At 34.6% G+C, this 13,687-nt stretch carries 15 protein-coding genes; all 15 read left to right on the top strand.

The genetic code is table 11. The annotated features are described in order from the left end of the window. Nucleotides 1-100 precede the first annotated feature (100 nt). The 15 genes from IPK91_13310 to IPK91_13240 all read left to right on the top strand — a co-directional run bounded on the left by IPK91_13310 (nucleotide 101) and on the right by IPK91_13240 (nucleotide 13,509). A complete protein-coding gene (locus tag IPK91_13310; GenBank protein MBK8298224.1) occupies nucleotides 101-658 on the top strand; it encodes a hypothetical protein in 558 nt (185 codons plus the stop codon). A gap of 316 nt (nucleotides 659-974) precedes the next feature. Beyond that, complete coding sequence (locus IPK91_13305; protein ID MBK8298223.1) at nucleotides 975-1,550, top strand: hypothetical protein; 576 nt, start codon at nucleotides 975-977, stop codon at nucleotides 1,548-1,550. Beyond that, nucleotides 1,445-1,807, top strand: coding sequence for a T9SS type A sorting domain-containing protein (locus IPK91_13300; protein MBK8298222.1), 363 nt, complete (start codon nucleotides 1,445-1,447; stop codon nucleotides 1,805-1,807). The genes IPK91_13305 and IPK91_13300 overlap by 106 nt, the downstream gene beginning before the upstream one ends. 611 nt (nucleotides 1,808-2,418) lie before the next feature. Continuing rightward, nucleotides 2,419-3,060 (top strand): NAD(P)H-binding protein, encoded by a 642-nt coding sequence (locus IPK91_13295; protein MBK8298221.1) that lies wholly within the window; start codon nucleotides 2,419-2,421, stop codon nucleotides 3,058-3,060. A 393-nt stretch (nucleotides 3,061-3,453) separates the two neighbouring features. Further along, the gene (locus IPK91_13290) at nucleotides 3,454-4,194 is read left to right on the top strand and encodes an alpha/beta hydrolase (protein MBK8298220.1); all 741 of its coding nucleotides are present in this window, start codon (nucleotides 3,454-3,456) and stop codon (nucleotides 4,192-4,194) included. 146 nt (nucleotides 4,195-4,340) lie between these two features. After that, entirely contained in the window at nucleotides 4,341-5,453 is a 1,113-nt protein-coding gene (locus tag IPK91_13285) for a hypothetical protein (protein MBK8298219.1), read from the top strand. 173 nt (nucleotides 5,454-5,626) lie between these two features. Next, nucleotides 5,627-5,851 (top strand): type II toxin-antitoxin system HicB family antitoxin, encoded by a 225-nt coding sequence (locus IPK91_13280; GenBank protein ID MBK8298218.1) that lies wholly within the window; start codon nucleotides 5,627-5,629, stop codon nucleotides 5,849-5,851. Nucleotides 5,852-5,857: 6 nt separating this feature from the next. Next, nucleotides 5,858-6,067: a type II toxin-antitoxin system HicA family toxin gene (locus tag IPK91_13275; protein ID MBK8298217.1), complete on the top strand. Its 210-nt coding sequence runs from the start codon at nucleotides 5,858-5,860 to the stop codon at nucleotides 6,065-6,067. Between the two features lie 210 nt (nucleotides 6,068-6,277). After that, on the top strand, nucleotides 6,278-6,772 hold the full coding sequence (locus IPK91_13270; protein ID MBK8298216.1) for an SRPBCC domain-containing protein: 495 nt from the start codon (nucleotides 6,278-6,280) through the stop codon (nucleotides 6,770-6,772). A 512-nt stretch (nucleotides 6,773-7,284) separates the two neighbouring features. Beyond that, the gene (locus tag IPK91_13265; GenBank protein MBK8298215.1) at nucleotides 7,285-8,217 is read left to right on the top strand and encodes a DUF885 family protein; all 933 of its coding nucleotides are present in this window, start codon (nucleotides 7,285-7,287) and stop codon (nucleotides 8,215-8,217) included. Beyond that, nucleotides 8,184-9,035, top strand: a complete 852-nt coding sequence (locus IPK91_13260) for a DUF885 domain-containing protein (protein ID MBK8298214.1) — start codon at nucleotides 8,184-8,186, stop codon at nucleotides 9,033-9,035. The genes IPK91_13265 and IPK91_13260 overlap by 34 nt, the downstream gene beginning before the upstream one ends. A gap of 219 nt (nucleotides 9,036-9,254) precedes the next feature. Then, nucleotides 9,255-10,337 (top strand): nuclear transport factor 2 family protein, encoded by a 1,083-nt coding sequence (locus tag IPK91_13255; GenBank protein ID MBK8298213.1) that lies wholly within the window; start codon nucleotides 9,255-9,257, stop codon nucleotides 10,335-10,337. A 216-nt stretch (nucleotides 10,338-10,553) separates the two neighbouring features. After that, nucleotides 10,554-11,807: an alpha/beta hydrolase fold domain-containing protein gene (locus IPK91_13250; protein ID MBK8298212.1), complete on the top strand. Its 1,254-nt coding sequence runs from the start codon at nucleotides 10,554-10,556 to the stop codon at nucleotides 11,805-11,807. Nucleotides 11,808-11,878: 71 nt separating this feature from the next. Beyond that, nucleotides 11,879-12,358 (top strand): DUF4440 domain-containing protein, encoded by a 480-nt coding sequence (locus IPK91_13245; GenBank protein MBK8298211.1) that lies wholly within the window; start codon nucleotides 11,879-11,881, stop codon nucleotides 12,356-12,358. A 209-nt stretch (nucleotides 12,359-12,567) separates the two neighbouring features. Beyond that, entirely contained in the window at nucleotides 12,568-13,509 is a 942-nt protein-coding gene (locus IPK91_13240) for an NAD-dependent epimerase/dehydratase family protein (protein ID MBK8298210.1), read from the top strand. The last annotated feature ends 178 nt before the right edge of the window (nucleotides 13,510-13,687 follow it).

Genomic DNA, 13,687 nt, shown 5'->3' with positions numbered 1-13,687 from the left:
AAAATTATTTAATATGGTAGAATATTTTCACATGATTACTATAATAATTCTAACTAAATGCTTAATTCTTATTTCTTCTTGTAACAAACCTCACTATTTCATGGGTACAATTGAATACAAATATAACTATGAAAGTAGCATTTTGAACAGAGATAGCCTAACTAAAAACAAACCTTTCAAAAGCGAATTTCGTTATGACTATTTAAATTATCAAAGTCGCTTTTTCGGGGTTGACACTATAACTTATTATTACTCGGGAAAATTGGGGAAATGTATTTCGCAAATAAATGATGATGAAATATTTCAATGCGAAGATTATCGATTTCAAACTGATAGCATAATTTCATTTAAAGTCTACGAAACGGAAGAAAAAATCATGGGCTATAATTGCAGAATCATTGAATGGCAAGGAAAGTACTTTTATAATATTTTCTATGTATCAACTGACTTGAAAATTGCAACAGGTACATATAAAGATCACCTTTCGTACAATTGGAAATTTTATGGTGAAAAAACAGGAGGCGGACTTATACTCAAATCTGAACATCGGTTTAAAAATTATACAATGAAAGGTATCGTAGTTAATATAAAAGGAGAAGATGATTATTTCAAAGCTTTAATTGTTGATAACAAAAATTTTGAAATTAACTGTAAGTAAAAGACTTTCGGAAAGCACGAACCGCCAACATTGGATAAAAAGAAAGAAGGGCTTTTGTAAAAGTGCTGAACATTTTTTCCATTTTCATCTTTTGGAAGAATTTAAGCTGAAGTGATTTCTATCCCCTTGCTTCTTTTAGCCAAAAAACGTTATACGAAACCCGTTGGCAGCGTCACCACTTGAAACAGTGTGCAAGAAATGAGCAAATGCAGATAATTGTTGTACCTTGAATCTTGCTTCAAGGTAAGAATGTCTTACATTTGTCAGAATTTGATTGACTTAAATTATTTTTAAAACAATTATAAAAGCAAAATAAATGAAACAACAACTACAAAAAAAACTGTTTGCTTTCATCGTTACAGCAATGATTTTTTCCATAAGTGCAAATGCACAAATTGTTTATACGGATGTGAACCCAGATACAAGCATTGCAAACAGTGGTCCTTATTATGGTTTTTATTATCTGGATTTGAACAATGACGGGACTAGCGATGACTCGATTTCGTACCGTGTTTCGGGTCGCGGAGCAATTGGAGCATGCGGGACTAGGAGGGTTTCAATTTCTGTTTTAAACGGTAATGCTGTAGCAGGTTCAACATATCCTCTTGCTATGAATTTAAATGATACCATCTCATCAGCACTTGCATGGTCTGCTTCCGGAGATTTGCGCCATATACAGTTTAGTGGACCCATATGCACAACCATTGATACTTTTGGAAATTGGACAAACTCAATAGACAATTATCTGGGACTAAAATTAATTGTCGGAACCAATACCTATTTTGGTTGGCTGCGAATGCAAGTCAATATAACTACAAATATTATGCGTACAACAGCACACCAAATCAATTTATTCTTGCAGGAGATACAGGAACAGGACCAACAAGAATAATTGAAACCATTGCTTCCTCATCAATAAATCTTTATCCTAACCCCGCCACAGATAAACTCACAATCGCTTTAGAAAGTAACAACAAAAAAGTTGAAGTAACCATCGCTGACATTACAGGAAAAATAATTTACTCAACAACGGAAAGTGAAACACAAAAGATAGAAGTGAATACGAAAGATTTTGCAGAGGGAATTTATGTTGTGCAAATTCAAACAGGAGAATTTATAGAAACGAAAATAATTATCGTTGAAAAATAAAATTAGTCTGTAATTGAACGACACATCTTCTTACTAACAGGCGGGTATTCGCATAACACGGGCTTAATAGAAATTGAAGGTGAAGTGGTTATGTAAACATTTGTGCATCTAGTAAACAATAGTGGTAGGTTGACAGTTCGTGCTTCTAAATCGCCACTTCTTTAAGCCCGGAAACGTTAGTGCACATGATGCAAAAGGGATTTAAAAATACATTTGGATTCAGTTCATATCGCTCTTGCTTGGCTTTGAAAACACTATTGTATCTAATTTAAGTTTTGAGCTTTAAATCTTTTACTTGTAGGGACAGCATCACGGGACACTAACAGGCATCACACGCTACACCGCTTGACACTTTATATTTTACTCTTAATTTTTTCGGCTGTTTAATAAATATTTTTTACTTTTGGTTAATATCCCTTTGGCGGTGCTGCGTTTACTGCCAAAACGTTGGCAGTAATAGGGGCCCAGACAAAGTAGTTAACCAAAAACGGGAGACGCTTTACTATAACTGCTCCACTGAATAACAAACAAATGATTGAGAACTTTAACAACAATACACAGACTGCATTAGACAAACAAAATATTAATTTCTTCTTTAAAAACATCTGAACATGCAAATAACAATTCTAGGTTCAACCGGCCAAGTCGGTAAAGTAGTACTAAATCAAGCCCTGAAAGCAGGATATCAGGTTAATGTACTAGTACGAGATCCTGAAAAATTAGCCAACTTGAAAGAAAAAGTAAAGGTCATTAGGGGAAATTTATTAGACGAGGCAGCGGTAGAGAAAGCGTTAGCGGGAAGTACGGCTGTAATTAACGTATCAGGTGCTGTAAAGGAGGCCGACCAAATTGAAAAGTTTAAAAAAATTGGAGACATCTTGGTAAGTAAAATGAAACAAAATGGCATAACAAGACTTATCAATATTTCTTTGGCTGTAATACAACTTCCTCACGAAAAATTGGATTTTCAACGAAAAGCCATAAGAGTTCTTGTTAACCTATTTTTTAAGGAGAAAAAATTAGTAAACGAAGCAGTTATGGCTGCAGTGCTAAAAGAAAAAAGTATTCAATGGACATTTGTTCGACCAGCTTTTTTTTCGACAAAGCCTGGTTCTGGGAAAGTTTTAGCCGATGAAACAAAAATGCCTGGGGCAACCATAATGCTTGATGACTTAGGATTGTTTTTAGTGCAGCAAATTAGCTCTAATGACTGGGTGAGAAAGGCTCCTTTAGTAGCTTCGAGAATGGATTAATTAATTTAACTAAAAAAAATTGTGTTAATTGACTGAGGACTAATAAACGAGTACGAATGAAGTGAGTAAAAAGGCCCTACTACTGCCAAAACGGACTTTGCGTTAGTAGGCTGACAGTGTGATTAGAAACACTTGAGCAATTAATAAACGTTGGAGCTGGCAGACAGTTTTCGGTTTCAAAAGCCCACCAACGCAAAGCCCAACCGTTAGCAGCCATTTTAAGACGACACACAGTATAGGCAACCAAAAGACAAATTAACCAATAAATTAAAAAATTATGTTAGGAGAATTTTTATCAAAAAGAAAAAACAGTAAGACGCTTTGGTTCATTTTGGGGCTTTGCGTTTTATTAATTGCAATAGGACTAATTCTTTCTCAAAATAATTGAACATAATGAAAAAGAAAAAATGGTGGAAAATCTTTAAGATAATTTGGTTTAGCCTTGTAATTATTTTCTTTATTTGGAATTGGACTACATTCCAATCTCACAATCTTCCCAAAGACACATTTTTAAACTCAGACATTGTTTCTGTAACTGAAACTGATGACCAAATCACTTTTAAATCTGACACTTCCAAAAACCAAATTGAGGTTATCTTCTTTCAAGGTGGCTTAACTGACCCAAAAGCCTATGCACCACTTTGCAGAAAATTAGCAGAAAACGGTTTTACCTGTCACTTAATAAAAATGGATTGGAGACTTCCACAATATGACTATCATAAAGCATCTAAATTATTTGACCTAACAAAAGGAAACTTTGTTATTGGTGGACATTCACAAGGCGGGAAAATGACGGCTCAATTTGTTTATGAAAACCCAAACGTGTTTAAAGGATTATTTTTAATGGGTACTTCTCACCCACGAGATATTGATTTATCAGCCCAAAACATTCCTTGTATAAAACTATATGCAGAAAATGATGGGCTTGCAAATGTTGATGAAGTTTTGGCTAATAAAAACAAGCTGCCCAAGGACACGAAATTAGTTTTGATAAAAGGAGGCAATCATTCTCAATTTGGGTATTTGGGCAAACTACTTATGGACAGTTCGGCTGACATTTCATTAGAAGAACAGCAACAACAAACATTTGACAACTTGATTAGCTTTATGAACGAAATAAAAAACGGATTATAACACGGGTTTGGCAAAAGTGGCGGTTCAGTACTCCGCAGACACATTTGTGGTTAATCAAAGTTTGGTTCTCCGCATCAACATTTGTGGAGAAAATCGCCACCTTCGCAAAGCCCGAAACCGTTAGCAACAATTATAAAACCAACAATATGACAAACATTGGTTATAAGACAATTTTCAAAGCAAGAAATTTACTTTTGGTACTTCTGTCACTTCAAATCTCATCTTGCAGGGGACAAGTGAAAGAAAAATCTGTTAATGATACAATAGAAAATGAAGTTAACACCCAACCACTCATTTTAAATCAAAGAACGACCTTTCCGCAAATTCACACCAACTTAAATGGAATGGTAAGAGAGTTTGTAAGGACAATGTATCAAGACAAAAAAGGGAACTATTGGTTTGGAACAAATGGAGATGGAATTATACGCTATAATGGACAAATACTTGAAAGAATCACCATTGCTGGAATTAGTCCACATTTTAGGGTTTTAGAGATTGTAGAAGATAAAGTAGGTAATATTTGGTTTGGAACATCCGAAGGACTCATAAAATACGATGGTGTAAAATTTAAAACATTTTCATTCAAAGAAGGACTGCTAGGTTTGAATGCGGAAATTTGGGGTTTAACAATTGACAAAAACGGACTTATTTGGGTTGGGGCGACAGGAGGAGTTAGTCATTTTAACGGTGAAAAGTTTATACCTTTTTCGTTGCCAGTTTCAAAAGTCGAAAATGCAAAAACAATGCTATCTGACAAATTGGTTTTTAAAATCATAGAAGACAAGAATGGAAATATGTGGTTTGCTACTGATGGGAATGGGATTTTTAAATATAAAAATGGAGAATTTATTCATTTAACAGCTAAAAATGAACTTACCGATAATAACGTTGCAGATATTTTAGAAGACAAACAAGGAAATATTTGGATTGGAACTTTTAATGGCGGTGTGAGCAAATTTGATGGTAAAACATACACCAACTTCACAAAGGATGGAATTATTGCAGGTTTAGAAACTTATAATTTTTATGAAGACAGCCAAGGGAATATTTGGTTTACGGCTGAAGGTTATGGTGTTTACCGTTATGATGGCAATAATTTTAAACAATTCACAACTGAAGATGGCTTGACCTCCAATGTCACACAAAGTATTCTCGAAGATAACAAAGGACAAGTTTGGTTTGGAAGCTGGCAAGGATTAAGTATTTATGATGGAAAAATAATTATGAATGCTAAAGACAAAGAAACTTGGACGAACTAAAAATAACTGTTGCTAACAGCACCTACCCAAAAGTGGCGGTTCAGTGGTTACATGAAGCTTTGTGCTTCGTATCAAGTTCATTGGTGGCAGACAGTTTTCGTCTCCGAAATCGCCAACTTCTTGTAGTTGAGAACCGTTCTGGGAGATATGAAAAAAATCATTAAATTTGCTATATGAACAGAAAAATTGAATTAACAGCAGTAATAGAAAAGGAAGACAATATGTATATTTCGCTTTGCCCTGAATTAGATATTGCCAGTCAAAGTGAAACTCCTGACGAGGCGAAATCTAATCTTGTCGAAGCGCTTGAGTTATTTTATGAGACAGCATCTGAAACTGAAATATCTAAAAGATTGCATAACGAATTGCAAATCTCCAGAGTTACAGTTAACATCTAATTTTTAATGAGAACATTATCTGGTAAAGACATCTGTTTCATATTATCAAAGCATGGATTTATAAAAGTGAGACAAAAAGGAAGTCCTGTAATAATGCAAAAACTTACAGAGGATTCAACCATACCAGTTCCAATACCAATGCATAAGGAAATTAAAATTGGAACATTGCATTCAATAATAAGACAATCAGAACTTTCAAAGCTGGACTTTGAATGATACCTCCCATAACATGGCATAGACACTAGACTGCCTGGCATCAAAAATCATTCTCTTTTAACTTTTTCCTGTAATGCTAAATTAATTTTTTATTTTTGGCTGCTAGTGGTTTGGCGGTGCAGCGTCTATGCCGATACCGTTAGTGGCAAGCATAGACAGACTGCAAGACAATAACACAACATAAATACAAAAAAAATAAAAAATCATATATTGACAAATTTCGACTGGACAACATTTACAAGAAAAATAGCAATTAAGGCAAAGCTACCCGACATCTATGATGCTTGGACAAAAGCATCAGAAATTGAAAAATGGTTTTTAAGCAAAGCTACTTTTATCGACACTAACAAGAATCCAATAGGCAAAGACAAGCCAATTGAAAAAGGATTTACCTACGAATGGAATTGGTATTTATATGACACTACTGAACAGGGTAAAATTACTGACTCTAACGGCAAGGACTATATACAATTTACTTTTGCCGGTGAATGTTTAGTTGACATTAAACTTTCTATTCAAGACGAATATGTAATAGTAGAACTAACTCAAAAAAATATTCCAACAGACGACAATTCAAAACAAGGAATCCGACTAGGTTGCGACTCTGGTTGGTCTTTCTTTCTAGCAAACTTAAAATCTATCTATGAAGGTGGACATGACTTAAGAAACAAAAATCCTAATTTTAAAGGAATGCTAAATAATTAAGTAAAAATAATACCAATCTAAATTAAAACGTAACACCATGACAAAACAAAGAAAAATAATTGTGATCATACTTATTATACTTAATTCAATAGTATTATTGGGACAAATTTGGCCAGAAGGAGTTTCACCATTTGAAAGGCAGTTAACATTTTGACCATATCCGTTAATTTCATTTTTTTTCTAACTTTATTTAGAAGCGAAAAAAATAAGGTTAAACATTGTTTGACAATGAAAATAATAAATACACGGAGTCAATGTCAGCAGCTAACGGCACCTAAAAGAAATTGGCGGTTCAGTGGTTAAATGAAGCTTTGTGCTTCGTTTCAAGTTTAGTGCTGGCAGACAGTTTTGTGCTTCGAAATCGCCAACTTCTTGTAGCTGCAAAACGTTAGCTGTCATTGTAAGAATATTCCTAAGCCAGATAAATAGAAAGTATAATATGCTAAAGATAATATTTGATGATCTCTATAAAATGGAAGTTTTAACTATAAATGAATTTTAACATGACAAAAATGAAAAAATATATTCTATTGCTTTTAGTTTTTGCTGCTTTTAGCTGCACTGAAACTGAAAAGAAGTCCAATACTGATGGAGACCGTGCTTTTGACAAAGTAACTGAAGATTATATCAAAGAATATCTTGACTGGCGACCACAAACTGGCGTTATGCTCGGCTTACATGAGTATGATGGAAAACTAGCCGACTACAGTAAAGCCTCTATTGATGCAGAATTAGCCCGTTTGAAAAAATATGACAAGAACCTTTCCGAAATGGATTCCGCTTCCTTGAGCTACAAGAAATATTACGATTGGAAAATGTTGCGTTCAAGTATCAAAAATGAAATTTTCATCATTGAAGACTTGAATATCTATACTAAAAACCCAATATTTTATTTCTGGGCCATTGATGTTAACATATATATCAAACGCAATTTTGCACCCATTGAACAGCAAATCAAATCGATCATTGCTATCGAAAATATGGTTCCTCAATTTTTCGAAAATGCTAAGATGAATTTACAGGATACTTTAGCAATTCCCCACATTCAATTAGCCATTGATATGGCAAGAGGTTCTGCTTCATTTATGGAAACCGATTTATTGGTGGCGTTAAAGGAAGTAAAAAATGAAACCCTTATGAAAGAATTTGCAACTGCTAACCAAAAAGCAATTGATGCTTTCAACTCTTTTGTTGTTTTTTTAGTGAAAGAAAAATTGCCACAGGGAAACAATGATTATGCTATCGGAAAAGAAAATTATCAAAAAATGTTGCTTTATGGTGAAGCCATAAATATGACTCCAGACGAAATTTTGTCGATTGGAATGAATGAATTGAAGAAAGAACAGGCCTCCTTTAATGCAGCAGCAAAAATTATCAACCCAAATAAAAACCAATTGATGTTTATAATGAATTGCAAAGTGAGCACCCAACGGCGCAAAGTTTAATACCCGATGCCAAAAAAAACATAGAGGCCATTCGTCAATTTTTAGTAGATAATAAGATTGTAACTATGCCTTCCGAAGTCCGTGTAAAAGTAGCAGAAACTCCTGCATTTGCCCGCGCAACAAGTACTGCATCAATGGATACACCCGGTCCTTTTGAAACAAAAGCAACTGAGGCTTATTATTACATTACTCCCGTTGATCCAAGATGGACTGCAAAACAGAAGGAGGATTGGTTGGCTCAATTTAATTTTTACACCACAGATATTGTTTCTATTCATGAAGCCTACCCAGGTCACTACACTCAATTCCTGCATCTAAATGCTTCAGACGCCTCCAAAATTCAAAAGATTTTCTATAGTTACGCATTTGTTGAAGGTTGGGCTCACTACACCGAAAAAATGCTGATTGATGCTGGTTATGGCAATACAGGCGACCTCATAAAAGCTGCAAAATTTCGCATGGCTCAATCAGGCCAAGCCTTACTCCGGATTTGTCGATTATGCGTATCTATCAAAACGCATTGTCAGGGCATGAATGTTGAGGAAGCAACTCAGTTCTTCATGGCCAATTGGTATCAAGGTGACAAACCGTCCCGACAAGAAGCAATGCGTGGTACTTACGACCCGGGTTATTTGTTTTACACATTAGGAAAATTGCAAATCCTAAAACTACGTGAAGATTATAAAAAACAAGAAGGTGAAAATTACAGCTTACAAAAATTCAATAATGCCATGTTGGATAACGGTATGCCTCCTATTCAAATCATGAGAGAATTATTGTTGAAAGACAAAATGGAATGGCCCAATATTTTGGATTAATCAAAGGATGAAACATCTTATGACTTAAAAACAACGAACCGCTAACAGCGGTTTGTTAAAAGTGGCGGTTCAGTGCTTCATATGACAGTTTTTCGTAAATTTGAAGTGCGTGCTTCTTATGAAAGTTCAGTGGTAAAATCGTCACCTTCGCCAAGCCGCAAAACGTCAGCGGTTAGGCTAAGGAAGACCCAAGAATCTAATATAATTTTTTAATAAAAAATGAAATTATACGTATTTATTATTGTGATTTTTTATTCATCAACACTTTATGCACAAGAAAATGCTTCAATAGTGCTTGATGAATATTCTCAAGCTATTGGAGGACAAAGTTACATCAGCCGAGTGCAAAACATTTATTCCCTAGCCAATTGCATTGGACCGAATGGAAATTACCAAACCGAAATACAATCAGCCAATGGCACTAAGACAATTTTTAGACAAATAAAGGAAAACAAACCTGATTACGTAGGCATTGTAAATGGTGACACTTATTGGACAAAAGGTATTGAAGTTGCGATTTCTGACAAAAATTCAGCTTCTGCTTGGCGTTCGCATGAACTTCAATGGGTTGCTACTCACCTTACTGAAAGATTTCGTGAGGTAAAATTTGCAGGGCACGAAAGTTTTGCAGGAAAACAAGCTGTAAAACTATCTGCTACTGATGAATTAAACAAAACAGCCTATCTGTATTTTGATAAAAACACAAATTTATTACTTGGCTTTACAATTTTCAGTCCATTTAACGAAAGTCAAGAAACGATTCGCCTGTCAATAAACGATTGGATAAAAGTAGGAAAATTGTTACTTCCATCAAAAGTAACATTTAGCGATAAACAAGGGGATTATATTTTGAATTTCCACACTATAAAAATCAATCAAATTGACAAAGTCGTTTTTGAGATTCCAAAGAAAATCATTGCCATCAAAAAACTAATAGAATTGCATGAGTTGCAACGAACAGCACATTTCAATAGTGATGCCAAATTATTGGTATCCATCATGGCAGATGATTATATCGAAGTCATTAATGGTAAAGTCAATTCACCTAAAAAAGAAGACCTTATCAAGCGATTTCAAGGATACTTTGATTCTGTAACATTTATCGAATGGGATGACATACAACCACCCATTATTAAAGTTTCGGATGATGGGACATTGGCTTATGTGTTTGTAAACAAAAGAGTAAAATTAAAAACCCAAGAAAACAAAGAAGAACTAACAACATTCGCATGGACGGCTACTTTTCAGAAAATTAATGATAATTGGTTAATGACAAGTATAACTTCAACTTTTGTTAGATAGAGAATAAAAGTCACAACCAAAAGAAATATGAAAGAATACGAGCTAATACTTTGTAAGCCCGAACCGCTAACAGCGGTTTGGCAATATGGCGGCTGAAGTGCTTCTATGAAACATTTACTCTAAAACAAACATTTGGGATTCTAATGAACTTTAGTGCTGAAAATCCGCCACATCGTCATGCCGCAAATCGTTATAAGCAATTAATACAGATACTATATGAAAAATAAAATTTTAATCTTAATGACAGTTTTATTTGTTCTAAACGGCAAAGTATTTGGACAATATTGCACTAGTGATGCGAGATACACAGAAGTAGAATATTTCAATTCTTCGGAAATTACAACTGGCGCCAATATTCAATTTGGTACTGCCAATGACCACCTGGGTAATCCATACACATTATTAATGGACTTATATTATCCCAATTTAGGAATTGATACATCATCTAAACGTCCATTTATAATGTTGTTTCACGGTGGAGGCTTTTCGTCTGGCGACAAGCAATCAGGTGATATAAAAGATTTATGTATTCACTTGGCTAGAAGAGGTTTCGTTTGTGCCTCGGTAAATTATCGACTTGGTTATGACTTTACTGAATACGGACAGTACAAAGCAAGATATAGAGCCATACTAGATGGTCATGCAGCAATGCGATATGCTGTTAACAATGCAAATGCAGTAAGAATTGATACAAGTTGGATATTTGTTGGCGGGCAAAGTGCAGGTTCATTGCTGGCGCTAGGTATGGTATATGCTGACCAATCTGAACTTGACAGTATTTCTCTATTGTATAGCGGAACAGCTACAAGTGTAGAATTAGGAAACTTAAATACTTCAGGTAATAATTTGACTAATACATATTCATTCAAAGGAATTTTTAACAACTGGGGAGGAGTCGCTGAAAGCGAAGTAGATTTTAATGAAATGCTTCCTACTGTTGCTTTCCACGGCGAACTTGACCCGACAGTTTTAATTGACGCAGACAATTCCTTTTTGCATTATACATTAAATGGCTCTAGGGCTATCCATTATGATTTGATTACAAATAATATTTGTAGCGAAATAACTATAGACACAACAGGAGGACACGGAATTTATAGAAACGCTAGCAGTGTATTCAGGGCAAGTAGAGCAAGTTGCTTTTTTAAAAGTGTTTTTTGTAATTCCTGTTCCGACTTTTATACGAAAGACTCGATTCCATCAAATTGTTCTACGCCATTAAGTGTTGACGACTTTAATTTTGGTACAAATATTAAAGTCTATCCGAATCCTTTTGAAAGTTCTTTTACAATCGAAGGCGTTGAAGGCACTATAGAAATATCAATTTATAATTCTTTAGGACAATTAATTTTTAAGGACGAAACATTTGACGAAACCATTCTAATTAATTTATTGACAGGGCTTTATTTTCTAAATATAAAACATCTTGAATCAAATAAATCATACACTACGAAACTCATAAGAAATTAACTGCTTATAACAGCAGCTATGTTAAAGAAATTTGAAATAGAAATGATTAATAAAAATTAAAATTTATCACGATGAAAAATCTAACAATCCTTCTTTTTTGTATTACAATTTTTGGTTGCGATCAACCATCTACAAAATCAACTGATACATTACCGCAAAGCGAATCTGTTAATGTTGATTCATTAACCGATATGTTTTTGGCCGGTTGGAACAAACAAGATTCTACAGCAATTATGAAAACGATTGCTGACAATGCAATTGTAATGAATGATTCGTTAATACATAAAGGAAAAAAGGATATTGCTGAAAATTGGATTAGTGGAGGAGTTAAAGTGCTAAGTAACATCCAAACAACTTCTTTAATAAAAGGAGTTAGTGAATCAATAGCCTATAATGGTGGTTCATACAGTCTTAACCTGACTCCTCCAGGTGGACCTGTTCTTAAAGAAAAAGGAAATTATAGCCTCGTATGGAGTAAACAGCAAAATAGCGATTGGAAGTTAACGCTTGTTCATATTGAAGATATAACACGAATGCCTGATATTAAGTAAAAGAAAATTCAATGATAATAAATACAAGCTGCTAACAACACCTAAAAGAAATTGGCGGTTCAGTGGTTACATGAAGCTTTGTGCTTCGTATCAAGTTCATTGGTGGCAGACAGTTTTCGCCTCCAAAATTGCCAACTTCTTGTAGCTACCAACCGTTCGTGGCAAGCATGCACAGACATCATCAATAAATAATTTTAAAAACAATCAATATGCAAACAATATTAGGATCAGGTGGATCTATTGGAATACCATTAGCCAAAGAATTGAAAAAATATACTAATAAGATTAGACTGGTAAGCAGAAACCCAAAAAAAGTAAATGAATCTGATGAGCTTTATCCAATTGATGTAAATGATCTAAGCCAAATTGAAAGTGCAATTGCCGGAAGTAAGGTGGTTTATGTTGTTATTGGTTTCGAATATAAATTAAGTGTTTGGCAAAAAATATGGCCACAGTTTATGAAAGCGGTAATTGATGCAAGTAAAGTCCATCATGCCAAACTTGTTTTTTTCGATAATGTGTATATGTATGATAAATCGGCAATACCTCATATGACCGAAACTTCACCCATTCATGCTCCAAGCAAAAAAGGATTGGTAAGACAACAACTGCACGAGATGATTATGGATGAGGTAAAAAAAAATAACCTGACAGCACTTATTGCCAGGTCAGCAGATTTTTATGGACCTGACAATAAAAGCAGCGCCCTAAATATGATGGTTGTCGATAAGTTGATGAAAGGGGAAAAAGCACAGGCATTTGGTGACATTAACAAAATTCATACCTATACATATACCCCGGATGCTGCTAAGGCAACTGCCATACTTGGAAATACAATTGATGCATACAATGAAGTATGGCATGTTCCGACAACAAAAGAAAAATTAACAAACCTGCAATGGATACAGTTAATTGCAAATGAATTGAAGGTAGAGGCTAAAATTCAAACTGTCCCTATATGGTTGATTAAAATACTTGGAATGTTTATTCCAATAATGAAAGAGTTTCCGGAAATGATGTACCAATATGAACAAGATTATTTATTCGATAGTTCTAAATTTGAAAAGCGATTTGGAATTACGGCAACAACACCCAAAGATGGCGTCAGAATTCTCATCGAAAGTTTGAAGTCCCAAAATGCCAGCCGCTAACAGCGAGCTTGCGCAATGCGGGCTATCATCTTAAAAGAATGTAACTGCATTAAATATCTTTGTTCCAGCGGACAGCGAAGTGCTCCGAAACCCGTCACTTCGCAAGCCCGCGGAGCGTTGAACCGTTGAACGAAACAATAAAATGTAATATTTGAAACAAATTCATAAAATCTTTATA

This window comes from Saprospiraceae bacterium (assembly GCA_016712145.1).
GTDB lineage: Bacteria > Bacteroidota > Bacteroidia > Chitinophagales > Saprospiraceae > Vicinibacter.
The sequence above is the reverse complement of the archived record's forward strand: the minus strand, read 5'-3'. Positions and strand labels throughout refer to the sequence as shown.